20 protein-coding genes are annotated in these 23,330 nt (G+C 70.9%); 12 read left to right on the top strand and 8 right to left on the bottom strand.

Annotated features, from left to right (window positions below; all coding sequences use genetic code 11):
• Nucleotides 1-166 precede the first annotated feature (166 nt).
• Entirely contained in the window at nucleotides 167-2,449 is a 2,283-nt protein-coding gene (locus tag G3I54_RS01160) for a bifunctional (p)ppGpp synthetase/guanosine-3',5'-bis(diphosphate) 3'-pyrophosphohydrolase (protein ID WP_164610153.1), read from the top strand.
• Between the two features lie 59 nt (nucleotides 2,450-2,508).
• Here the strand turns inward: G3I54_RS01160 and G3I54_RS01155 are convergent, their stop codons facing one another.
• Both G3I54_RS01155 and G3I54_RS01150 read right to left on the bottom strand, forming a co-directional pair.
• Nucleotides 2,509-3,738 (bottom strand): DUF349 domain-containing protein, encoded by a 1,230-nt coding sequence (locus tag G3I54_RS01155; RefSeq protein ID WP_164610151.1) that lies wholly within the window; start codon nucleotides 3,736-3,738, stop codon nucleotides 2,509-2,511.
• A gap of 226 nt (nucleotides 3,739-3,964) precedes the next feature.
• A complete protein-coding gene (locus G3I54_RS01150) occupies nucleotides 3,965-4,756 on the bottom strand; it encodes a peptidylprolyl isomerase (protein ID WP_164610149.1) in 792 nt (263 codons plus the stop codon).
• A gap of 149 nt (nucleotides 4,757-4,905) precedes the next feature.
• On the opposite strand from G3I54_RS01150, the gene G3I54_RS01145 reads away from it, so the two are divergent.
• Nucleotides 4,906-5,595, top strand: coding sequence for an MBL fold metallo-hydrolase (locus G3I54_RS01145; RefSeq protein ID WP_164610147.1), 690 nt, complete (start codon nucleotides 4,906-4,908; stop codon nucleotides 5,593-5,595).
• A gap of 15 nt (nucleotides 5,596-5,610) precedes the next feature.
• Nucleotides 5,611-6,873 (top strand): histidine--tRNA ligase, encoded by a 1,263-nt coding sequence (hisS, locus tag G3I54_RS01140; RefSeq protein WP_164610145.1) that lies wholly within the window; start codon nucleotides 5,611-5,613, stop codon nucleotides 6,871-6,873.
• Nucleotides 6,874-6,939: 66 nt separating this feature from the next.
• Here the strand turns inward: hisS and G3I54_RS01135 are convergent, their stop codons facing one another.
• From G3I54_RS01135 to G3I54_RS01120, 4 genes are read right to left on the bottom strand one after another with little or no spacing between them, the layout of a single operon-like run.
• Nucleotides 6,940-7,560, bottom strand: coding sequence for a response regulator transcription factor (locus tag G3I54_RS01135; protein ID WP_164610143.1), 621 nt, complete (start codon nucleotides 7,558-7,560; stop codon nucleotides 6,940-6,942).
• A 12-nt stretch (nucleotides 7,561-7,572) separates the two neighbouring features.
• Nucleotides 7,573-8,847, bottom strand: a complete 1,275-nt coding sequence (locus tag G3I54_RS01130) for a sensor histidine kinase (protein WP_164610141.1) — start codon at nucleotides 8,845-8,847, stop codon at nucleotides 7,573-7,575.
• Nucleotides 8,805-9,626 carry an ABC transporter permease gene (locus G3I54_RS01125; RefSeq protein WP_164610139.1) on the bottom strand — a complete coding sequence of 274 codons (822 nt, stop codon included), beginning with the start codon at nucleotides 9,624-9,626 and terminating at the stop codon, nucleotides 8,805-8,807. Before G3I54_RS01125 ends, G3I54_RS01130 begins: the two co-directional genes overlap by 43 nt.
• Nucleotides 9,623-10,480 carry an ABC transporter ATP-binding protein gene (locus G3I54_RS01120; RefSeq protein ID WP_164610136.1) on the bottom strand — a complete coding sequence of 286 codons (858 nt, stop codon included), beginning with the start codon at nucleotides 10,478-10,480 and terminating at the stop codon, nucleotides 9,623-9,625. Before G3I54_RS01120 ends, G3I54_RS01125 begins: the two co-directional genes overlap by 4 nt.
• Nucleotides 10,481-10,616: 136 nt before the next feature.
• Here G3I54_RS01120 and G3I54_RS01115 point away from each other — a divergent pair, with 136 nt between their 5' ends.
• Nucleotides 10,617-11,255: a vitamin K epoxide reductase family protein gene (locus tag G3I54_RS01115; RefSeq protein WP_103512196.1), complete on the top strand. Its 639-nt coding sequence runs from the start codon at nucleotides 10,617-10,619 to the stop codon at nucleotides 11,253-11,255.
• Nucleotides 11,256-11,327: 72 nt separating this feature from the next.
• A complete protein-coding gene (locus tag G3I54_RS01110) occupies nucleotides 11,328-12,695 on the top strand; it encodes a replication-associated recombination protein A (RefSeq protein ID WP_164610134.1) in 1,368 nt (455 codons plus the stop codon).
• A gap of 19 nt (nucleotides 12,696-12,714) precedes the next feature.
• On the opposite strand, the gene G3I54_RS01105 is transcribed toward G3I54_RS01110, so the two are convergent.
• Complete coding sequence (locus G3I54_RS01105; protein WP_164610132.1) at nucleotides 12,715-13,416, bottom strand: DUF2470 domain-containing protein; 702 nt, start codon at nucleotides 13,414-13,416, stop codon at nucleotides 12,715-12,717.
• 188 nt (nucleotides 13,417-13,604) lie between these two features.
• On the opposite strand from G3I54_RS01105, the gene rpsD reads away from it, so the two are divergent.
• Complete coding sequence (gene rpsD / locus G3I54_RS01100) at nucleotides 13,605-14,219, top strand: 30S ribosomal protein S4 (RefSeq protein WP_018524225.1); 615 nt, start codon at nucleotides 13,605-13,607, stop codon at nucleotides 14,217-14,219.
• 17 nt (nucleotides 14,220-14,236) lie between these two features.
• Here rpsD and G3I54_RS01095 read toward each other — a convergent pair whose 3' ends face one another.
• The gene (locus tag G3I54_RS01095; RefSeq protein WP_164610130.1) at nucleotides 14,237-16,441 is read right to left on the bottom strand and encodes an AAA family ATPase; all 2,205 of its coding nucleotides are present in this window, start codon (nucleotides 16,439-16,441) and stop codon (nucleotides 14,237-14,239) included.
• Nucleotides 16,442-16,616: 175 nt separating this feature from the next.
• Between G3I54_RS01095 and G3I54_RS01090 the strand changes: the two genes are divergently transcribed.
• The 6 genes from G3I54_RS01090 to G3I54_RS01065 all read left to right on the top strand — a co-directional run bounded on the left by G3I54_RS01090 (nucleotide 16,617) and on the right by G3I54_RS01065 (nucleotide 23,247).
• Nucleotides 16,617-17,078, top strand: a complete 462-nt coding sequence (locus G3I54_RS01090) for a DUF948 domain-containing protein (RefSeq protein WP_164610128.1) — start codon at nucleotides 16,617-16,619, stop codon at nucleotides 17,076-17,078.
• Nucleotides 17,079-17,085: 7 nt separating this feature from the next.
• Nucleotides 17,086-17,424, top strand: coding sequence for a DUF6167 family protein (locus G3I54_RS01085; RefSeq protein WP_164610126.1), 339 nt, complete (start codon nucleotides 17,086-17,088; stop codon nucleotides 17,422-17,424).
• Complete coding sequence (gene alaS, locus G3I54_RS01080) at nucleotides 17,424-20,093, top strand: alanine--tRNA ligase (protein ID WP_164610124.1); 2,670 nt, start codon at nucleotides 17,424-17,426, stop codon at nucleotides 20,091-20,093. Before G3I54_RS01085 ends, alaS begins: the two co-directional genes overlap by 1 nt.
• A gap of 8 nt (nucleotides 20,094-20,101) precedes the next feature.
• Nucleotides 20,102-20,575: a Holliday junction resolvase RuvX gene (gene ruvX / locus G3I54_RS01075; RefSeq protein ID WP_181011087.1), complete on the top strand. Its 474-nt coding sequence runs from the start codon at nucleotides 20,102-20,104 to the stop codon at nucleotides 20,573-20,575.
• A 100-nt stretch (nucleotides 20,576-20,675) separates the two neighbouring features.
• Complete coding sequence (gene mltG, locus G3I54_RS01070; RefSeq protein ID WP_164610120.1) at nucleotides 20,676-22,424, top strand: endolytic transglycosylase MltG; 1,749 nt, start codon at nucleotides 20,676-20,678, stop codon at nucleotides 22,422-22,424.
• A complete protein-coding gene (locus tag G3I54_RS01065) occupies nucleotides 22,417-23,247 on the top strand; it encodes a shikimate dehydrogenase (RefSeq protein WP_164610118.1) in 831 nt (276 codons plus the stop codon). Before mltG ends, G3I54_RS01065 begins: the two co-directional genes overlap by 8 nt.
• Nucleotides 23,248-23,330: the final 83 nt, after the last annotated feature.

Raw genomic sequence — 23,330 nt, 5'->3', positions numbered from 1 at the left:
GCCCGCGGCCCCCGAGGCCCCGAAACCGGCCGCGACCGACAGCCCGGCGCAGCCGCCGGCCAAGAAGCCGGCCGCAGCCGCGCCCAAACCCCCGCCGCCCGGACCCCCCGCCAAGGCCGGAGCCTCCGCCGGGTCCGCCTCCCGCAGCGGCGGCTCGTCCAACCGCGTGCGGGCCCGCCTCGCCCGACTGGGCGTACAGCGCTCCAGCCCGTACAACCCGGTCCTGGAACCCCTCCTGCGTACGGTCCGGGGCAACGACCCCAAGATCGAGTCGGCCACGCTCCGCCAGATCGAGAAGGCCTACCAGGTCGCCGAGCGCTGGCACCGGGGCCAGAAGCGTAAGAGCGGCGACCCCTACATCACCCACCCGCTGGCCGTCACCACGATCCTCGCCGAGCTCGGCATGGACCCGGCGACGCTGATGGCGGGCCTGCTGCACGACACCGTCGAGGACACCGAGTACGGCCTGGACACCCTCAAGCGCGACTTCGGCGACCAGGTCGCCCTGCTCGTCGACGGCGTCACCAAGCTGGACAAGGTCAAGTTCGGCGAGGCCGCGCAGGCCGAGACCGTACGCAAGATGGTCGTCGCCATGGCCAAGGACCCCCGGGTCCTGGTCATCAAGCTCGCCGACCGCCTGCACAACATGCGCACCATGCGCTACCTCAAGCGGGAGAAGCAGGAGAAGAAGGCCCGCGAGACGCTGGAGATCTACGCCCCGCTGGCACACCGGCTGGGCATGAACACCATCAAGTGGGAGCTGGAGGACCTCGCCTTCGCGATCCTCTACCCCAAGATGTACGACGAGATCGTCCGCCTCGTCGCCGAGCGGGCCCCCAAGCGCGACGAATACCTCGCCATAGTGACCGACGAGGTCCAGTCCGACCTGCGCGCCGCCCGCATCAAGGCCACCGTCACCGGCCGCCCCAAGCACTACTACAGCGTCTACCAGAAGATGATCGTGCGAGGCCGCGACTTCGCCGAGATCTACGACCTGGTCGGCATCCGCGTCCTCGTCGACACCGTCCGCGACTGCTACGCGGCGCTCGGCACCGTCCACGCCCGGTGGAACCCGGTGCCCGGGCGGTTCAAGGACTACATCGCGATGCCGAAGTTCAACATGTACCAGTCACTGCACACCACGGTGATCGGTCCCAGCGGCAAGCCCGTCGAGCTCCAGATCCGTACGTTCGACATGCACCGCCGCGCCGAGTACGGCATCGCCGCGCACTGGAAGTACAAGCAGGAGGCCGTCGCGGGCGCCTCCAAGGTGCGCACCGACATCCCCAAGAACACCGGCCGCGGCCAGGACACCGTCAACGACATGGCGTGGCTGCGCCAGCTCCTGGACTGGCAGAAGGAGACCGAGGACCCCAGCGAGTTCCTGGAGTCCCTGCGCTTCGACCTCTCGCGCAACGAGGTCTTCGTCTTCACGCCGAAGGGCGACGTGATAGCGCTGCCCGCCGGCGCGACCCCCGTCGACTTCGCGTACGCCGTCCACACCGAGGTCGGCCACCGGACCATAGGAGCACGCGTCAACGGGCGGCTCGTCCCGCTCGAATCGACGCTCGACAACGGCGATCTGGTCGAGGTCTTCACCTCCAAGGCGGCCGGCGCCGGACCCTCCCGGGACTGGCTCGGCTTCGTCAAGTCGCCGCGCGCCCGCAACAAGATCCGCGCCTGGTTCTCCAAGGAGCGCCGCGACGAGGCCATCGAGCAGGGCAAGGACGCCATCGCGCGCGCCATGCGCAAGCAGAACCTGCCGATCCAGCGCATCCTCACCGGCGACTCGCTGGTCACCCTCGCCCATGAGATGCGCTACCCGGACATCTCCTCGCTGTACGCGGCGATCGGCGAGGGCCATGTCGCCGCCGCCGGCGTCGTGCAGAAGCTGGTGCAGGCGCTCGGCGGCCACGACGAGGCCAACGAGGACCTCGCCGAGTCCACCCCGCCCTCGCACGGTGGCCGCAGCAAGCGCCGTGCCAACGCGGACCCCGGCGTCGTCGTCAAGGGCGTCGAGGACGTCTGGGTCAAGCTGGCCCGCTGTTGTACGCCCGTTCCCGGCGACCCGATCATCGGCTTCGTCACCCGGGGCAGCGGCGTCTCCGTGCACCGCGCCGACTGCGTCAACGTGGAATCGCTCTCGCAGCAGCCCGAACGGATCCTGGAAGTCGAGTGGGCCCCCACGCAGTCCTCGGTCTTCCTGGTCGCCATCCAGGTCGAGGCGCTGGACCGCTCCCGGCTGCTCTCCGACGTCACCCGGATCCTCTCCGACCAGCACGTCAACATCCTCTCGGCGGCCGTCCAGACCTCCCGCGACCGGGTGGCCACCTCGCGCTTCACCTTCGAGATGGGCGACCCCAAGCACCTGGGCCACGTCCTGAAGGCCGTACGCGGCGTGGAGGGCGTCTACGACGTCTACCGGGTCACTTCGGCCCGCAGGCCGTAACAGCGGCAACGGAAAGGCCCCGGTACGCATCGCGTACCGGGGCCTTCTGACAGCCGTGATCAGCCGCCGAACTCCTCCAGGCCCTTCAGCGCCTGGTCCAGCAGCGCCTGCCGGCCCTCCAGCTCCTTGGCCAGCTTGTCCGCACGGGCGTTGTTGCCCTGGGCACGCGCCGTGTCGATCTGGCCGCGCAGCTTGTCCACGGCGGCCTGGAGCTGACCGGTCAGACCTGCGGCGCGGGCCCGCGCCTCCGGGTTCGTCCGGCGCCACTCGGACTCCTCGGACTCCTGGAGCGCCCGCTCCACCGCCTGCATCCGGCCCTCGACCTTCGGGCGGGCGTCACGCGGTACGTGCCCGATGGCCTCCCAGCGCTCGTTGATGGACCGGAACGCGGCCCGGGCCGCCTTGAGGTCCTTCACCGGCACCAGCTTCTCGGCCTCGGCGGCGAGCTCCTCCTTGAGCTTGAGGTTCTCGCCCTGCTCGGCGTCCCGCTCGGCGAAGACCTCGCCGCGGGCGGCGAAGAAGACGTCCTGGGCGCCGCGGAAGCGGTTCCACAGGTCGTCCTCGGCCTCGCGCTGGGCGCGGCCCGCCGCCTTCCACTCGGTCATCAGGTCGCGGTAGCGCGCGGCCGTGGTCACCCAGTCCGTGGAGCCGGACAGCGCCTCGGCCTCGGTGACCAGCTTCTCCTTGGCCTTGCGGGCGTCCTCGCGCTGGGCGTCCAGCGCGGCGAAGTGCGCCTTGCGCCGCTTGGAGAACGCCGATCGGGCGTGCGAGAAGCGGTGCCACAGCTCGTCGTCCGACTTGCGGTCGAGGCGGGGGAGACCCTTCCAGGTGTCCACCAGCGCCCGCAGCCGCTCACCGGCCGACCGCCACTGCTCGCTCTGCGCCAGCTCCTCCGCCTCGGCGACCAGAGCCTCCTTGGCCTGCTTGGCCTCGTCGGTCTGCTTGGCCTTGAGGACCTTGCGCTCCTCGCGGCGCGCCTCGACCGTCGAGACGAGCGCGTCCAGCCGCTTGCGCAGCGCGTCGAGGTCGCCCACCGCGTGGTGCTCGTCGACCTGCTGCCGCAGATGGTCGATCGCCGTCGTCGCGTCCTTGGCCGACAGGTCGGTGGTCTTCACCCGCCGTTCGAGGAGGCCGATCTCGACCACAATGCCGTCGTACTTGCGCTCGAAATAGGCCAGAGCCTCCTCGGGGGAACCGGCCTGCCACGATCCGACGACCTGCTCGCCGTCGGCTGTACGCACGTACACGGTGCCCGTCTCATCGACGCGGCCCCACGGGTCGCTGCTCACAGCGCCTCCTCCACCTGATACCTGCGAGGGGGTTCGCCCCCCGGGCATCGTCCACAGTTTCCTGGGGCGGGCCTCGCCCGCCCTGCACAACGCCAATCTAGGCGACCGGCCACCCGGCTGTCCGCACTCAGCGCGGCCGAAATTCTCCGCTCCGGCCCGGGGCGGCTCCCCGCCCCGCCGGTGGCCGCCCGGCCGGTCGCCGTCCTGCCGCTTCCGTCCCGCCGGTTCAGTCCTTCTCGACCGAAGCCTTCTCGATCGTCACGGCCTTCTTCGGGGCGCCGTCGCCCGCGCCGCCCTCGACACCGGCCTCGCCGACCTTCTGGACCGCCTTCAGCGAGGCGTCGTCCATCGTGCCGAACGGGGTGTAGGTGGGCGGGAGCTTCGTCTCCTTGTAGACCAGGAAGAACTGGCTGCCGCCGGTGCCGGGCTGGCCGGTATTGGCCATCGCCACCGTGCCCGGAGGGAAGGACACCGTGCCGTCGGCGCCCGCCTTGCCGAGCGCGTCCAGGTTCTCGTCCGGGATGTTGTAGCCCGGGCCGCCGGTGCCGTCGCCCTTCGGGTCGCCGCACTGGAGCACGAAGATGCCCTGGGTGGTCAGCCGGTGGCACTTGGTGGCGTCGAAGTAGCCCTTGTCGGCGAGCGCCTTGAAGGAGTTCGTCGTCTCCGGGGTCTTCGCCGCGTCCATCGAGAACGCGATGTCGCCCTGGCTCGTCTTGAGCGACATCGTGTACTTCGCCTTTTTGTCGATCTTCATCGGAGGCGTGGGAGCCTTGCTCTCGCTCTCCGAAGGCTCCGGAGCGGGGCTCTGGCTGGAGGCGGCCTCGGTCTTCTTGTCCTTGTCGTCGTCCTTGCCCGATACGACGAACGCGCTCACGCCCACGACGGCGACCACGGCCACCGAGGCCGCGACGATCGCGGTGATGCGCCTGGTCCTGCGGCGGGCCTCCTCCCGGCGCTTCTGCTGGCGCTCGAACTTTTCCCGGGCGAGCTGCCGCCGCCGCTGTTCGCTGCTGGACACCGGTTGGGCTCCTTGTTACGTCGTGAAATGAGGGCCTGAGTTGCCCGTACCGTATATGGGTTACCTGTGTCATGAGGAGCGCCGGTAGGCTCTGATCTGCTGCATCCTTCGCTGCGGCCGCATCCTCCGGACGAACATTAAGGACGATCGTGCTCATTGCCGGGTTCCCCGCCGGGGCCTGGGGGACCAATTGCTACCTGGTCGCCCCCGCCGCCGGTGAGGAGTGCGTGATCATCGACCCGGGCCACCAGGCCGCCCAGGGCGTCGAGGAAGCGCTGAAGAAGCATCGGCTCAAGCCCGTCGCCGTCGTGCTCACCCACGGCCACATCGACCATGTCGCCTCGGTCGTCCCCGTCTGCGGCGCCCACGACGTCCCCGCCTGGATCCACCCCGAGGACCGCTACATGATGAGCGACCCGGGGAAGGCGCTCGGGCGCTCGATCGGGATGCCGCTCATGGGCGAGCTGACCGTGGGGGAGCCGGACGACGTCAAGGAGCTGGCCGACGGCTCGAAGCTGACCCTGGCCGGTCTGGAGTTCGGCGTCTCGCACGCGCCCGGCCATACCAAGGGGTCGGTGACGTTCGGGATGCCCGAGGCCGCGGACATTCCGCCGGTCCTCTTCTCGGGCGACCTGCTCTTCGCCGGCTCCGTCGGACGCACCGACCTGCCCGGCGGCGACCACGCCGAGCTGCTCGAGTCGCTGGCCCGTGTGTGCCTGCCGCTCGACGACTCGACCGTGGTGCTGTCCGGCCACGGCCCCCAGACGACCATCGGCCGCGAGCGCGCCTCCAACCCGTTCCTGAACGGTCTGGACGCGGCGCCGCGCCGAGGAATGTAAACGAGAGACGTAAACGTGAGCACCTTCCAGGCCCCCAAGGGCACGTACGACCTGACCCCGCCCCGCTCCGCGACGTTCCTCGCGGTGCGCGAGGCCATCGCGGCCCCGCTGCGCGACTCCGGCTACGGCTACATCGAGACGCCCGGCTTCGAGAACGTCGAGCTCTTCGCGCGCGGTGTCGGCGAGTCCACCGACATCGTCACCAAGGAGATGTACACCCTCACCACCAAGGGCGGCGACCAGCTGGCGCTGCGTCCCGAGGGCACCGCTTCCGTGCTGCGCGCGGCCCTGGAGGCCAACCTCCACAAGGCGGGCAACCTCCCCGTCAAGCTCTGGTATTCCGGCTCGTACTACCGTTACGAGCGCCCGCAGGCGGGCCGCTACCGCCACTTCTCGCAGGTCGGCGCCGAGGCCATCGGCACCGAGGACCCGGTCCTGGACGCCGAGCTGATCATCCTCGCCGACCAGGCGTACCGCTCGCTGGGCCTGCGGCAGTTCCGCATCCTGCTGAACTCGCTGGGCGACAAGGAGTGCCGCCCGGTCTACCGCGAGGCGCTCCAGACCTTCCTGCGCGACCTCGATCTCGACGAGGAGACCCGCCGCCGCATCGAGATCAACCCGCTGCGCGTCCTGGACGACAAGCGGGCCGACGTACAGAAGCAGCTCACCGACGCCCCGAAGCTCCGCGACTACCTCTGCGACGCGTGCAAGGCGTACCACGAGGAGGTCCGGGCGCTCCTCACGGCCGCGGGCGTGGTCTTCGAGGACGACGAGAAGCTGGTGCGCGGCCTCGACTACTACACCCGCACCACCTTCGAGTTCGTCCACGACGGTCTCGGCGCCCAGTCCGCGGTGGGCGGCGGCGGCCGCTACGACGGACTGTCCGAGATGATCGGCGGCCCCGAGCTGCCGTCCGTCGGCTGGGCGCTCGGCGTGGACCGCACGGTCCTCGCGCTGGAGGCCGAGGGCATCGAGCTCGACCTGCCCTACACCACCAGCGTGTACGCGGTCCCGCTCGGCGAGGAGGCCCGCCGGGTGCTGTTCGGCGTCGTCACCGGGCTGCGCCGCGCGGGGATCGCCGCCGACTTCGCGTTCGGCGGCCGCGGGCTGAAGGGCGCGATGAAGAGCGCCAACCGCTCGGGCGCGCGCTACACCCTGGTGGCGGGCGAGCGCGATCTCGCCGAGGGCGTCGTCCAGCTCAAGGACATGGAGTCCGGCGAGCAGAACGCGGTGCCGCTGACCGAGGTCGCGGCCGAGCTGGCGAAGCGCCTCGGCTGACAGAGCCGTGAACGGGGCGCGGGCGGCAGGACTCCAGATCCTGCCGCCCGCGCCTTTTCCGTCCGCTCACAGCAGCCCGTGGCGCATCGCCCCGGTCACCGCGGCGGTCCGGTCGCCGACGCCCAGCTTGCCGAAGACCCGCAGCAGATGGGTCTTCACCGTCGACTCGCCGATGAACAGCCGCCGCCCGATCTCCGCGTTGGTGCACCCCTCCGCCACCAGCCGCAGCACCTGCGTCTCGCGCTCCGAGAGCCGGGGCACCTCCGGGGCTTCGCGCAACTGGTCCACCAGCCGGGTCGCCACCGTCGGCGCGAGCACGGTCTCGCCCCGGGCCGCGGCCCGGATCGCGTCCGCCAGCTCCGCCCGGCCCAGGTCCTTGAGCAGATAACCGGACGCGCCGGCCTCCACCGCGCGCAGGATGTCGCTGTCGCTCTCGTACGTGGTCAGCACGACGACCCGGCACGGCAGCCCGGCCGCCCGGATCCGGCGGATCGACTCGACGCCTCCGCCGCCCGGCATCCGCAGGTCCATCAGCACGATGTCCGGCAGCAGTTCGGCGCAGAGCGCCTCGGCGCGCGGACCGCTGGACGCCTCACCCACCACATCGAGGTCCGGCTCGGCGTCCAGCATCCCGCGCAGCCCCTCCCGTACGACGGGGTGGTCGTCGGCCAGCAGGACTCGGATCATCACAAACTCCTTCTAGGGGGCGCGGGTGGCGCCCGCGGACGGGGCGGCCGGGGGCAGCGGCAGGGTCACGGTCACGGAGGTCCCGGCGCCCGGCGCACTGCGGATCGCCGCGCCGCCGCCCGCCTCCTCGGCCCTGGCCCGTACGCCGTCGAGACCGTAGCCCTCGCGCGGCGCCCGGGGGTCGAAGCCGCACCCCTCGTCCCGTACGGAAAGGGTCAGGGCGTCGGAGGCGTACGTCAGCACGACGGTCACCGGGACGGACGGGCCCGCGTGTTTACGGGTGTTGGCGAGGGACTCCTGGCAGGCGCGCAGGACGACGACCTCGTACGCGGTCGGCAGCGGGCGGACGCCGCCGGCCACCGTCAGCCGGGCCGGGGCACCGGTCTGCGCGGTGTGCCGGTCGGTCAGCCGGTTCAGGGCGTCCGCCAGCGAGTTGCCGGCCAGATCGGCCGGAGAGCCACCGGCCACCAGCGCCCGTGCCTCGGCGAGGTTCTCCCGCGCGGTCCGGGTCATCAGCGCCACATGGAGCCGGGCCTGCGGCAGATCGTGGTCGAGCTCGGACTCGACGGCCTGGGAGAGCATCAGCAGGCTGGTGAAGCCCTGGGCCAGCGTGTCGTGGATCTCCCGCGACATCCGTTCCCGCTCCGCCAGCGCCCCGTGCGCCGTGGACAGCCGGGCGATCTCCTCGCGGCCCGCCTCCAACTCGGCGATCAGCGCGGCCCGGCCGCGGCTCTGGGCGATGATCCGCGTCGTCCACCGGCCCAGGAACGCGCTGAACGCGAAGGTCGCCACCGCCAGCAGCAGCCGGAACGCACTCTCGCCCGCCGTCGGATGCCACAGCAGCGTCCAGCCGACGAACGGCACCGCGCCCATGCCGCCGAGCACCCACAGCGCGTCCCGCAGCCGCAGCAGCATGAAGCACTGCGGGGCCAGCGCGAACGTGACGAGCTGCGTCTCGCCGACCAGCATCGCGGTGGGCAGGAAGAGCAGCAGCGCCCCCACCACGTAGCGGCGGGCCGGCCCCTCGGACCCGCTGTCGTCCAGCATGGCCGGCCGGCCGACCAGGACGTACCACGGCAGATTCAGCGCCACGATCGCGGCAGCCGTCACACGGACCGGCCACGACGGTTCGGCGGCCCCGAGCACCACGGCGAGGGTGACCGCCCAGACCACGGCGAAATACCCGTCCCAGGGAGGCAGCGACCGGACCCAGACGTCGGAGTCACGAGCCCCGCCCGCTCCGGTCAGCCGTCGCGCCGGCTCTTCCAGCGGAACGTCAGCAGACACAGCAGCAATCCTCCGATGCACCACGCGCCCAGCACCAGGGCGATCCGTCCGAACTCCCAGCCGCCCGCCTGCTCCAGCACGGCGGCCGACTCGGGCAGAAAGACCCCGCGAAAGCCCTGGCACATCCACTTCAGCGGGAACAGGGCGCCGATGTTCAGCATCCAGTCCGGGAGTTCGCTCGCCGGGATGTAGACGCCGGAGATGAACTGGAGCACCAGGAACGGCAGGATGACCACCGAGCCCGCGCTCCGGCCCGACCCGGGCAGGCTGCTGATCGCGATGCCGAGCAGCGCGCAGGCCGCCGTCCCGAGCAGGAAGATCCAGCCGAACGTCAGCCAGGTGGACACGTCCCTGGGCAGCTCAAGATCGTACAGTCCCACCCCGACCGCCAGCAGGACGGCCGCCTCCAGGGCCCCGGTGACCAGGACCAGCCACACCTTCCCCAGGAAGTAGGCGGCGGGCGGCATCGGTGTGGAGATCAGCCGGCGCAGCAGCCGCTCGTCGCGCTCGATCGCGATGGAGATGCCGAGCGACTGGAAGCTGGTCGCCATGATGCCCGCCCCGAGCATCGCGGCCACATAGATCTGCGAGACGGGGACCTCGCCGTCCGCCACCTCACCGCCGAAGATCGAGGCGAGCAGCACCAGCAGGACGACGGGGAAGGCGAGCGAGAAGACGACCTGGTCGCGCAGGCGGAAGAACTGCTTCAGTTCCAGACCGCCGCGCAGCAGACCCAGGCGCCACGCACCGGGCAGTCCGGTGGTGTCCGGGGCGGTCATCGGACGGCCTCCGACTGTCCGGTGAGCCGCAGATAGACGTCTTCGAGCGTGGGCCGGGTGACCAGCAGCCCCGGGACCTCGCCGCCGAAGCGGTCGGCGAGCGCGGTGACCGTACGGGTCGGCGTCCCGGTCTCCTCGGAGCGCGGCGATCCGTCGGGCCCCGTCCACCGGACCGTGGCGTGTGTGCCGTACCGGGCCCGTAGCTCCCCGGGAGTTCCCTCGGCGACCGCGGCGCCCGCGGCGACGACCACGAGCCGGTCGGCGAGCGCCTCGGCCTCCTCCAGATAGTGCGTGGTGAGGAGGATGGTGGTGCCGCCGTCCGCGAGCAGCCGGATCAGCTCCCAGAACTGCCGCCGGGCCGCCGGATCGAAACCGGTGGTCGGCTCGTCGAGCAGGAGGAGTTCGGGGGAGCCGATCACCCCGAGCGCCACATCGAGGCGTCGGCGCTGACCACCCGAGAGGGCCTTGGTCCGGGATCCCGCCTTGGCCTCCAGACCGACCAGGGCGATGGTCTCGTCGGGGTCGCGCGGGTGCGGGTAGTAGCGGGCGAAGTGCCGGACCGTCTCCCGTACCGTCAACTCGGCGGGCGTGGATTCATCCTGCCAGACGATCCCGACCCGGGAGCGTTGACGGCGGTCGGCCGTCGCGGGGTCGACGCCGAGGACCTCCACGCTGCCGCCGTCCCGGTCCCGCTGCCCCTGGAGCACGCCCACGCAGGTGCTCTTCCCGGCGCCGTTCGGGCCGAGCAGTCCGCACACCTCGCCGCGCCGGATGCCCAGGTCCAGGCCGTCCAGCGCGGTCACACCGCCGTATCGCTTGCGCAGTCCGCGCACGTTCACCACGAGTTCCGTCATGGGTCCGAGCATCCCGTGGGAGCGACGATCCGCTGCCCACCGGACGTACACCTTTATGTCCATCGAACGGTTGACCCGGACAGGGGTGCGGCACAATGACCTTGCCCGGCTGACCACTCGGTGACGGAACGGCGATATGACGACTGCTGCGGTAGACCACGACCTCTCCTCCGACCAGGACGAGGGCGGCGGCAAGCGCACCTTCGGGGCCGGACGCGGTCTCGCCCTGCTTCTGGTGATCACCGGCGCGGCCGGACTGCTGGCCTCCTGGGTCATCACGATCGACAAGTTCAAGCTGCTGGAGGACCCCTCCTTCACCCCCGGCTGCAGCCTCAACCCCGTCGTCGCCTGCGGCAACATCATGAAGAGCGAGCAGGCCTCGGCGTTCGGGTTCCCCAACCCGATGCTGGGCCTGGTCACGTACGGCATGGTCATCGCGATCGGCATGGGCCTGCTCGCCGGCGCCCGCTACCGCAGCTGGTTCTGGCTGGGGCTGAACGCCGGCACGCTGTTCGGCGTCGGCTTCTGCACCTGGCTCCAGTACCAGTCGCTCTACAACATCAACTCGCTCTGCCTGTGGTGCTGCCTGGCCTGGGTCGCCACCATCGTCATGTTCTGCTACGTGACCACGCACAACGTCAAGCACCGCATCCTCCCGGCCCCGGCCTGGCTGCGCAGCGGGCTCACCGAGTTCCCCTGGGTGCTCCCGGTGATGTGGATCGGGATCATCGGCATGCTGATCCTGACCCGCTGGTGGGACTTCTGGACCAGCTGACGGCCCCCTACCGATCTCGTGGGCGGTCTGCCCGCGGCGGCGCTGTCAGTGGGGTCGCTTAGGCTTCATGACGTGGAGCCCGACCTCTTTACCGCAGCCGCCGAAGACCGCCAGGAGAAGGACCCGTCCAGCAGCCCCCTCGCTGTCCGGATGCGTCCGCGCATCCTCGACGAGGTCGTCGGCCAGCAGCATCTGCTGAAGCCGGGCTCGCCGCTGCGCCGGCTCGTCGAGGGGAGCGGCGGTCCGGCCGGGGCGTCGTCGGTGATCCTGTGGGGCCCGCCCGGCACCGGCAAGACGACCCTGGCGTACGTGGTCAGCAAGGCGACCAACAAGCGCTTCGTGGAGCTCTCCGCGATCACCGCGGGCGTCAAGGAGGTCCGGGCCGTCATCGAGAGCGCGCGCCGCGCCACCGGTGGCTTCGGCAAGGAGACCGTCCTCTTCCTGGACGAGATCCATCGCTTCTCCAAGGCCCAGCAGGACTCCCTGCTGCCCGCCGTGGAGAACCGCTGGGTGACGCTCATCGCCGCCACCACGGAGAATCCGTACTTCTCGATCATCTCCCCGCTGCTCTCGCGCTCCCTGCTCCTCACCCTGGAGCCGCTCACCGACGACGATCTGCGCGATCTGCTGCGCCGGGCGCTCACCGACGAGCGCGGGCTCGGCGGAGCCGTCGCCCTGCCCGAAGACGCGGAGGCCCATCTCCTGCGCATCGCGGGCGGCGACGCGCGCCGGGCCCTGACGGCGCTGGAGGCCGCGGCGGGCGCGGCCATCGCCACGGGGGAGGCGGAGATCACCCTGGAGACGGTCGAGGCGACCGTCGACCGCGCCGCCGTGAAGTACGACCGCGACGGCGACCAGCACTACGACGTGGCCAGCGCGCTCATCAAGTCGATCCGCGGCTCCGACGTGGACGCCGCTCTGCACTACCTGGCCCGGATGATCGAGGCGGGGGAGGACCCGCGGTTCATCGCCCGGCGGCTGATGATCTCGGCCAGCGAGGACATCGGCCTGGCCGATCCCACCGCGCTGCCGACCGCCGTGGCCGCCGCCCAGGCTGTGGCCATGATCGGTTTCCCGGAGGCCGCGCTCACCCTCAGCCACGCCACCATCGCGCTGGCGCTCGCGCCCAAGTCCAACGCGGCGACGCTGGCGATCTCCGCGGCGCAGGAGGATGTCCGCAAGGGGCTCGCGGGCCCCGTCCCGGCCCATCTGCGCGACGGTCACTACAAGGGCGCGGCCAAGCTCGGCCATGCCCAGGGCTATGTCTATCCGCACGACGTGCAGGGCGGCATCGCCGCCCAGCAGTACGCCCCGGACGCGGTCCGCGACCGGCAGTACTACACCCCCACCCGCTACGGCGCCGAGGCGCGGTACGCGGACGTCGTCGAGCGGGTCCGCGAACGCCTGGGCCGCTCCGGCGAGAGCGGCGAGCAGACGTAGGGGTCTTCAAGCCGCCCGGTCAGGACGCGGCCGCCTCGAAGAGGGTGTGCATCGCCCGGCGCAGCTCGGTGACGTCGCGCACCGGCTCCGGGAATTCGAAGCGGGCGTCGAAGCAGGACCCCTGGCCCTCGACGAAGCGGACCCGCAGCCCGAAGCGGTCCAGCGCGACCGGCACGGCCCTGGGCTGGTGCGAGGAGCAGGCGCGGGCGGTGCGCTCGCCCAGCAGTCCGCACAGGGTGCGCATCTGCTCGTCGTGGGCGGAGTGCAGATGCTGGAGCAGCTCCGCCTCGTGGAAGGCCAGCGGGTCGGGGGCCGCGTCCCGGAAGTCCTCCGCCTCGATGTCCTCGGCGCCCCAGAGGTCGTCCACGTACGCCTCGCCGAACTCCAGGCGCAGCATCATCCGGCCGGGCTCGGCGATACCGGGCACGGAGGTGAGCCAGCCGGAGACCCACGCGCGGCCGCGGATCCGGTGCGGTACGGAGACCGGAGCGACGTCCGTGATCTCCAGCACGGCGGTCAGATCGTCGCCCTGCGCGTGCGTCGCGGCCCGGACCGCCGGGGAATCCGCGGGGAATTCGAGGAACAGATCGCCCTCGGGTCCCACGCTCCTGCTGTCCGGAACCAGTGGCTCCGCACGGGCCAGATCGAGCCCCGGTACGACGAGCAGCGCGGAGCAGGTACTCTGTACGAGAGTTCGTGTGCGCTCGGCTGCTGACGGCATCCGAGTGTTTTCAAGCCCGCTGGGACGCGGCTGACCACGATCAGATCGGCCTTCCGTCGTAGCAGCACCTTCTGGTGTGCTGCCGCTGTCTGTGCTGTCCGTGACGTGAGTGGTGTTCCCAGGGCGAGACATGCGATCTCCTTGAGTAAGGTAAGCCTAACCTAACCTACAACGGAGGTCTGGAGAACGTGCCTAACCAGTCGCGTCCCAAGGTCAAGAAGTCGCGTGCTCTCGGCATCGCCCTGACGCCGAAGGCTGTCAAGTACTTCGAAGCTCGTCCGTACCCGCCGGGCGAGCACGGCCGTGGCCGCAAGCAGAACTCGGACTACAAGGTCCGTCTGCTGGAGAAGCAGCGCCTGCGTGCGCAGTACGACATCAGCGAGCGCCAGATGGCGCGCGCCTACGACCGCGCCAAGAAGGCCGAAGGCAAGACGGGCGAGGCGCTGGTCGTCGAGCTCGAGCGTCGCCTCGACGCCCTGGTCCTGCGTTCGGGCATCGCCCGCACCATCTACCAGGCCCGCCAGATGGTCGTCCACGGCCACATCGAGGTCAACGGTGGCAAGGTCGACAAGCCGTCCTTCCGCGTGCGCCCCGACGACGTCGTCCAGGTCCGCGAGCGCAGCCGCTCCAAGGTCCCCTTCCAGGTGGCCCGCGAGGGTGGTTACGACACCGACGGTGAGACCCCGCGCTACCTCCAGGTGAACCTGAAGGCCCTGGCCTTCCGCCTGGACCGGGACCCGAACCGCAAGGAGATCCCGGTGATCTGCGACGAGCAGCTCGTCGTCGAGTACTACGCCCGCTGATCCAGGCGTAGCCGCTCTCACCAGCGCTCCGGCCCGCCCCTCCCTGTCATCCGGGAGGCGGCGGGCCTTCGAGTTCCCCCGGGCCCGCCCGGCACCCCGCCCGCGCCCGGCGTGTCCAACGCCGAGCCCGGACCGCCCGCCAGCGCCCGGGCCACCGCGGTGTCCGGATCCAGCCGCCGGCCCGCCCGCAGCCCCTCCTCGTACGCCGCGTTCCCCAGCTCCCGGCGCGCCTGCTCCTCGCACTCCGCCCGCGGCCGCCCGTAGAACGCCGAGCCGAACAGCTGCAGACCCACCGACGGCCAGATGCCCTCCGCCGCGCCCTGGAGCACGGCGGCCTCCCCGGCGTCCCCCTCCACCACCGTCACCAGGGCCAGCAGCTCCAGCGACAGCACCGTGCCCAGCAGATCGTTGAAGGTCCGGCCGATCGTCAGGCACTCCCCGAGCATCTGCCGCGCCCGGGCCGGCCGCCCCCGCCGCAGCGCCGCGTACGCCAGGACGTACAGCGCGTACGCCAGCGCCCACCGCTCCCCGTGGTCCTCGCAGATCTCCCGGACCTCGTCGCAGATCACCGCCGCCGCTTCCAGATCGCCGAGGAACGCCACCGCCATGGCCAGCTCGACCTGCGCCATCAGCACATTGCTGTTCAGCTCGCCGACCTCGCGGTACCGGCCGAGCGCGTCGCGGAGCAGCTCCTCGGCCCGCTCCATGTCGTCCGTCACGATCGCCAGACACCCCGTGCGGTGCACCGCGTACGCCAGCGCCGTCGCGTCCCCGGAGCGCTCGGCCTCCTCCCGGCACTCCTGGAGCGCCGAGATCGCGCCGACCGCGTCGCCCTGCAGCACCGCCACATAGCCCAGCACCCACAGCACCTTCAGCCGTGCGGCATCGTGCGGCGTCGGCTCCTCCAGGACGTGGTCCAGCCAGTGCCGCCCCTCGGACAGCCGGCCGCAGCCCGCCCAGTAGAACCACAGGGTGCCCGCCAGATGCTGCGCCAGATGCACCTCGTCGGGGCTCTCCATCGAACATTCCATCGCCCGGCGGAGATTGGGCAGCTCGCTGTCGATCCGCGCCGCCACCTCCGCCTGGCGCGGACTGAACCAGTCCAGCTCGCACCAGGTCGCGAGCCCCAGGAACCAGTCCCGGTGCCGTCGCCGCAGCCGCTGGGCGTCGCCGGTGGCCGCCAGCCACTGCGCCCCGTACTCGCTGACCGTGTCCAGCAGCCGGTAGCGGGCACCGGCCGGCCCGTCCTCGCGCTCCACCACCGACTGGGCGAGCAGCTCGTCCAGCACATCGAGCACCGCGTCGGCCGGCAGATCCGCCCCGCCGCAGATGTACTCCGCGGCCTCCAGGTCGAACTGCCCGGCGAACACCGACAGCCGCGCCCACAGCAGCCGCTGCTCGGGCGTGCACAGCTCATGGCTCCAGCCGATCGCCGTACGCAGCGTCTGGTGGCGCGGCGGCGCGCCGCGACGGCCGCCGGTCAACAGCCGGAACCGGTCGTCCAGCCGCAGGAGCACCTGCTCCACCGAGAGGGCGCGCAGCCGCCCGGCCGCCAGCTCCAGGGCCAGCGGGATTCCGTCGAGGCGGCGGCAGAGGTCCAGCACGGCCGTCCGCTCGCCCGCCGTCGGCTGCCAGCCCGGCCGCACCCCGCGCGCCCGTTCGGTGAAGAGCTCCACCGCGTCCCCGTCGGACATCGGGGCGAGCGGGTACGTCCGTTCCCCGTCCACCCGGAGCGGGCAGCGCCCGGCCGCGAGCACCTGGAGGCGCGGAGCCCGGCGCAGCAGTTCGGTGACGAGGTCGGCGCAGGCGTCGACGAGGTGCTCGAAGCCGTCGATCACCAGCAGCGTCCGGCGCTCGGAGAGGTGTTCGACGAGGACGGCGCGTGGCGGCCTGCTGGTGTGGTCGGTCAGGCCCAGTGCGTCGACCAGGGCGTGTTCCAGCAGGTCGGGATGGCGTACGGCGGACAGCTCGGCCAGCAGGACCCCGTCGCAGTACCGTTTCTCCCGGAGGGCGGCGACCCGGATCACGCACCGGGTCTTGCCCACGCCCGCCACCCCGGAGACGGTGACGAGCCGGGACTTTTCCAGCAGCTCGCCCAGCTCGGCCAGTTCGTCCTCACGTCCCACGAACGTGTTCAGTTCGGCCGGGAGGTTGCCGGGCGCGGCCGCGGCGCGGGCGTCCGGATCATCGGGATGGGGGGAGGGGTCCTGCAGGCGTCGCATGAAACACGCAGAGTACTGGCTTGAAAGCTCTCCGTACAATCTCGTCGGGCAACTCCCGCCCGGCCCGCGGGGAATGCGGTAGGGGAGGAGATGCGCGGCGCGATAGGCTCGTGGGACAAGGCCCGGTAGGGCCCGAGCGACGAGCAGAGAGCGGTGCACAGTGTCCGGTGGAGAGGTGGCCGGGATCCTCGTGGCCGTCTTCTGGGCGATCCTGGTCTCGTTCCTCGCCGTGGTGCTGGTGAGGCTCGCCCAGACGCTCAGGGCGACCACCAAGCTGGTGGCGGACGTGACCGACCAGGCCGTTCCGCTGCTGGCCGACGCCTCGGCGACGGTGCGCTCCGCGCAGACCCAGCTGGACAAGGTCGACGCCATCGCGAGCGACGTCCAGGAAGTCACCTCCAACGCCTCGGCGCTCTCCACCACCGTCGCCTCCACGTTCGGCGGCCCCCTCGTCAAGGTCGCCGCCTTCGGCTACGGCGTACGGCAGGCCCTCGGCCGCCGCACCACGCCCGAGCCCGAACCGGAACCGGCACGGGGCCGTGGCTCCGCCCGCCGCACGGTGATCGTCGGCCGGACCGTACCCTCGGCGCGCGGACGCAGGCGCGAACGCCGAAACGCCCGCGGACAGAAGGACTGATCCAGCGATGTTCCGCCGCACGTTCTGGTTCACCGCCGGCGCAGCCGCCGGCGTGTGGGCCACCACCAAGGTCAACCGCAAGCTCAAGCAGCTGACCCCCGAAAGCCTCGCGGCGCAGGCCGCGGACAAGGCGGTCGAGGCCGGTCACAAGCTCAAGGACTTCGCCCTCGACGTACGGGAGGGCATGGTCCGCCGCGAAGCCGAACTGGGCGGCGCCCTGGGCCTGGACGCACCGGTAGACCCCGACCTTCCCGTACAGCGGCACTTCGCCGTCGAAGCGGCCGAGCCCGCGAACACGTACCGCACGCTTCCCTACAAAACGAACAACCGGAATGAGGACCACTGATGGAGTCGGCTGAAATCCGCCGCCGCTGGCTGAGCTTCTTCGAGGAGCGCGGTCACACCGCCGTGCCTTCGGCGTCGCTCATCGCGGACGACCCGACTCTGCTGCTGGTCCCCGCGGGCATGGTCCCCTTCAAGCCGTACTTCCTCGGCGAGGTCAAGCCGCCCGCCCCGCGCGTCACCAGCGTGCAGAAGTGCGTGCGTACGCCGGACATCGAAGAGGTCGGCAAGACGACCCGCCACGGCACCTTCTTCCAGATGTGCGGCAACTTCTCCTTCGGGGACTACTTCAAGGAAGGCGCCATCCAGCTCGCCTGGGAGGCGCTGACCAACTCCGTCGAGGACGGCGGCTACGGCCTCGACCCCGAGAAGCTCTGGATCACCGTCTACCTCGACGACGACGAGGCCGAGCAGATCTGGCGCGACAAGATCGGCGTCCCGGCCGAGCGCATCCAGCGCCTGGGCAAGAAGGACAACTTCTGGTCCATGGGCGTCCCCGGACCCTGCGGCCCCTGCTCCGAGATCAACTACGACCGCGGCCCCGAGTTCGGCGTCGAGGGCGGCCCGGCCGTCAACGACGAGCGCTACGTGGAGATCTGGAACCTGGTCTTCATGCAGTACGAGCGCGGCGCCGGCGACGGCAAGGAGGACTTCCCGATCCTCGGGGACCTGCCGTCGAAGAACATCGACACCGGTCTCGGCCTCGAACGCCTGGCGATGATCCTGCAGGGCGTACAGAACATGTACGAGACCGACACCCTGCGCGTCGTCATGGACAAGGCCACCGAGCTGACCGGCGTGCGCTACGGCGCCGAGCAGGGCACCGACGTCTCGCTCCGCGTCGTCGCCGACCACATCCGTACGTCGGTGATGCTCATCGGCGACGGCGTCACCCCCGGCAACGAGGGCCGCGGCTATGTGCTGCGCCGCATCATGCGCCGCGCCATCCGCAACATGCGCCTGATGGGCGCCACCGGATCGGTCGTCAAGGACCTGGTCGACGTCGTGATCGACACGATGGGCCTCCAGTACCCGGAGCTGATCACCGACCGCAAGCGCATCGAGACGGTCGCGCTCGCCGAGGAGGCCGCCTTCCTCAAGGCCCTCAAGGGCGGCACCAACATCCTGGAGACCGCCGTCACCGAGACCAAGGCCGCAGGCGGCCAGGTCCTCGCCGGCGACAAGGCGTTCCTGCTCCACGACACCTGGGGCTTCCCGATCGACCTGACCCTGGAGATGGCCGCCGAGCAGGGGCTCTCCGTGGACGAGGACGGCTTCCGTCGCCTCATGCAGGAGCAGCGCGACAAGGCCAAGGCCGACGCCCGCGCCAAGAAGACCGGTCACGCCGACCTGTCCGCCTACCGCGAGGTCGCCGACACCTCCGGCGCCACCGAGTTCACCGGCTACACCTCCACCGCCGGCGAGTCCACCATCGTCGGTCTGCTGGTCGACGGCGTGCCCTCGCCCGCCGCCACCGAGGGCGACGAGGTCGAGGTCGTCCTCGACCGCACCCCCTTCTACGCCGAGGGCGGCGGCCAGCTCGCCGACACCGGCCGCATCCGGCTCGACACCGGCGCCGTGATCGAGGTCCGCGACGTCCAGAAGCCGGTCCCCGGCGTCCATGTCCACAAGGGCGTCGTCCAGGTCGGCGAGGTGACGGTCGGAGCCTCCGTCTTCGCCTCCATCGATAACACCCGCCGTCGCGCCATCGCCCGCGCCCACAGCGCCACGCACCTCACGCACCAGGCGCTGCGCGACGCGCTCGGCCCGACGGCCGCCCAGGCCGGTTCGGAGAACTCGCCGGGCCGCTTCCGCTTCGACTTCGGTTCGCCCGCCGCCGTTCCCGGCACGGTCCTCACCGACGTCGAGCAGCGGATCAACGAGGTCCTCTCGCGGGAACTCGACGTCCAGGCCGAAGTCATGTCCATCGACGAGGCCAAGAAGCAGGGCGCCATCGCCGAGTTCGGCGAGAAGTACGGCGAGCGGGTCCGCGTCGTCACCATCGGCGACTTCTCCAAGGAGCTGTGCGGCGGCACGCACGTCCACAACACCGCCCAGCTGGGTCTGGTGAAGCTGCTCGGCGAGTCCTCCATCGGCTCCGGCGTGCGCCGCATCGAGGCCCTCGTCGGCGTCGACGCGTACAACTTCCTCGCCAAGGAGCACACGGTCGTCGCCCAGCTCCAGGAGCTGGTCAAGGGCCGCCCCGAGGAGCTTCCGGAGAAGATCGCGGGCATGCTCGGCAAGCTGAAGGACGCCGAGAAGGAGATCGAGAAGTTCCGCGCGGAGAAGGTCCTCGCGGCCGCCGCCGGGCTCGTCGAGTCCGCCAAGGACGTCCGTGGCGTCGCCCTGGTCACCGGCCAGGTGCCCGACGGCACCTCCGCCGACGACCTGCGCAAGCTGGTCCTGGACGTGCGCGGCCGCATCCAGGGCGGCCGGCCCGCTGTCGTGGCCCTGTTCACCACGGCCAACGGCCGCCCGCTCACCGTCATCGCCACCAACGAGGCGGCCCGCGAGCGCGGCCTCAAGGCCGGTGACCTCGTGCGTACGGCCGCGAAGACCCTCGGCGGCGGTGGCGGCGGCAAGCCGGACGTCGCCCAGGGCGGCGGCACGAACCCGGCCGCCATCGGCGACGCCGTGGCCGCCGTCGAACGCCTCGTCACCGAGACGGCGTGACGAGCGAGATGACAGCGATGCGCCGAGGCCGACGGCTCGCCGTCGACGTCGGGGACGCCCGGATCGGGGTCGCCTCGTGCGACCCCGACGGGATCCTGGCCACGCCGGTGGAGACCGTGCCGGGACGCGATGTCCCGGCCGCCCACCGGCGGCTCCGCGGACTCGTCGAGGAGTACGAGCCGATCGAGGTCATCCTCGGTCTGCCGCGCTCCCTCGGCGGCGGCGAGGGCCCCGCGGCCGCCAAGGTCCGCGAGTTCGCGCAGGTGTTCGCTCGTTCGATCGCGCCCGTTCCGGTGCGACTGGTGGACGAGAGGATGACCACAGTGACGGCTGCTCAGGGGATGCGCGCCTCGGGCGTGAAGTCCAAGAAGGGCCGGTCTGTCATCGACCAGGCTGCCGCTGTGGTGATCCTTCAGAACGCTCTGGAGTCCGAACGGGCGTCTGGCAATCCCCCCGGTGAGGGCGTCGAAGTGGTTGTCTGATCGCGATACGGTAACGTTCCGCGCGATGCGGCGGTGTTCGAACAAACACCGCACAGCGAAGCGAAGAGACGGAACGTCGTCTCGCGGCTCTAGGGGATCGATGACTGAGTATGGCCGGGGCCCCGGCTCCGAACCGTGGCATCCCGAGGACCCCTTGTACGGGGACCAGGGATGGGGAGGCCGGCAGGCCGCCCACGGCCAGGGCCAGTACGGCGACCAGCAGCAGTCCTATCCGCAGGACCCGTACGCCCAGCAGCACCAGAACCACCAGCAGTACCCGCCGCAGCCGTACGACCAGCAGCAACACCAGCATCAGCAGCAGTACGGGCAGCAGCCGCAGCAGAATCATCAGCAGCAGTACGGCACGCCCCAGCAGGACCCGTACGCCCAGCAGTCGGGTGCCCAGCCGCAGTACAACGGCGGCTGGGGCACCGGGCAGCAGGCCGCCATGCCGTACGGGGCCGAGCCCCAGGACCCGTACGCGCAGCAGTCCGGCGGCTACGACGCGACGCAGGACTACTACGGCACCCCCGAGGCCTACCCCCCGCCGCAGCCCCCGGGCCGCCGCGAGGCCGCGCCCGAACAGCAGGAACAACACCAGCACCAGCAGCAGCCGTCGACGGACTGGGACCCGGACGAGCCGCAGGAAGAGACGCATCCTTTCTTCACCGGTGCGGACGATCCGGCCGGCCGTGAGCCGCGTGACGGCGACGACGACCCGGACGACGACGGATCGCGCGCCTCGCGCCGGGGCGGCAAGGGCAAGAAGAAAAAGAGCCGCAGCGGCTGTGCCTGCCTGGTGGTCTCCGTCGTCCTGCTCGGCGGCCTCGGCGGAGTCAGCTACGTCGGCTACACCTTCTGGAAGAAGCAGTTCGGCGCTCCGGCCGACTTCGCGGGGTCCGGCACCGGTGAGGTCGAGGTCGAGATCCCGGAAGGCTCGCTCGGCTACGACATCGCCAACATCCTGCGCAAGAAGGGCGTCATCAAGTCCTCCGACGCCTTCGTCGCGGCGCAGAACGACAACCCCAAGGGCAAGCTGCTCCAGGCCGGCGTCTACCTCATGAAGAAGGAGATGTCCGCCGCCAGCGCGATCGACCTGATGCTCGACCCCAAGAGCCAGAACGCGTTCGTGATCCCGGAGGGGACCCGTAACATCAAGGTCTATGCCGAGATCGACAAGCGGCTGGAGCTGGAGAAGGGCACCACGGCGAAGATCGCCAAGACCAAGGCGGAGTCGCTGGGCCTGCCCGACTGGGCGGACGACAACCCGGATGTGAAGGACCCGCTGGAGGGCTTCCTCTACCCGGCGGCCTACCCGGTCGCCAAGGGGTCGAAGCCCGAGGACGCGCTGAAGCGCATGGTCGCGCGGGCCAACAAGGAGTACGAGAACATCGACTTCAAGGCCACGGCCAAGAAGTACAACCTCGACGGCCCGTGGCAGGTGCTCACGGTGGCGAGCCTGGTGCAGGCGGAAGGTCTCACGCACGACGACTTCCGCAAGATGGCCGAGGTCGTCTACAACCGGCTCGAACCCGACAACACGATCACCAATCGCAAGCTCGAATTCGACTCGGCGTTCAACTACCTCAAGAACCAGAGCAAGATCACGATCGGCTCCAAGGAGATCCGGACCAACCCGGACCCCTACAACACCTACTACCACACGGGTCTCCCGCCGGGGCCGATCGGCAACCCGGGCATGGACGCCATCAAGGCGTCGCTCAACCCGACCGGGAAGGGCTGGATGTTCTTCATCTCGCTCGACGGCAAGAAGACCGAATTCACGAAGACCGTCGAGGAACACGAGAAGCTGAACGAGAAGTGGAAGGAACAGCAGGGACTTGGCTGATATTCGCCGCCGGGCCGCCGTCCTCGGCTCGCCCATCGCCCACTCCCTCTCCCCGGTCCTGCACCGCGCCGCGTACGCCGAACTCGGCCTCGACGACTGGTCCTACGACCGGTTCGAGGTCGACGAGGCGGCGCTGCCCGGATTCATCCAGGGGCTGGACGGTTCCTGGGCCGGGCTGTCGCTGACCATGCCGCTCAAGCGCGCGATCATCCCGCTGCTCGACGAGATCAGCGCGACGGCCGCCTCCGTGGAGGCCGTCAACACGGTCGTGTTCACCGAGGACGGCCGACGGGTCGGTGACAACACCGACATCCCCGGCATGATCGCGGCCCTGCGCGAGCGCGGCGTCGACAAGGTCGAGACCGCCGCCGTCCTCGGCGCCGGCGCCACCGCCTCCTCCGCGCTGGCCGCGCTCGCGGCGATCTGCGCCGGACCGGTCACCGCCTATGTACGCAGCCCCGAGCGCGCGGCCGAGATGCGGGCCTGGGGGGAGCGGCTCGGCGTCGACGTCGTGATCGCCGACTGGGCGGACGCGGCAGCGGCACTGAGCGCGCCACTGGTCATCGCCACCACCCCGGCCGGCGCCACCGACGCCCTGGCCGGATCCGTACCGGAAGCCCCGGGCATCCTCTTCGACGTGCTGTACGAGCCGTGGCCCACCGCGCTCGCCGCCGCCTGGTCGGCGAACGGCGGGGCGGTGGTCGGCGGGCTCGACCTGCTGGTGCACCAGGCCCTGCTCCAGGTCGAGCAGATGACCGGCCGCGTTCCTGCCCCGCTGGCCGCCATGCGGCAGGCCGGGGAAGCGGCTCTCGCCGCCCGCTGACGGGCCGCCCACCGGGCGTTCTCCGTCCGTCTGCTGGACCGGCGGCCGGATCGTGCCCCGGGTCGTGGGAGGATCGGAGGCGG

This window comes from Streptomyces sp. SID14515 (assembly GCF_010548505.1).
In the GTDB taxonomy this organism is placed as follows: Bacteria; Actinomycetota; Actinomycetes; order Streptomycetales; family Streptomycetaceae; genus Streptomyces; species Streptomyces caviscabies.
The sequence above is the reverse complement of the archived record's forward strand: the minus strand, read 5'-3'. Positions and strand labels throughout refer to the sequence as shown.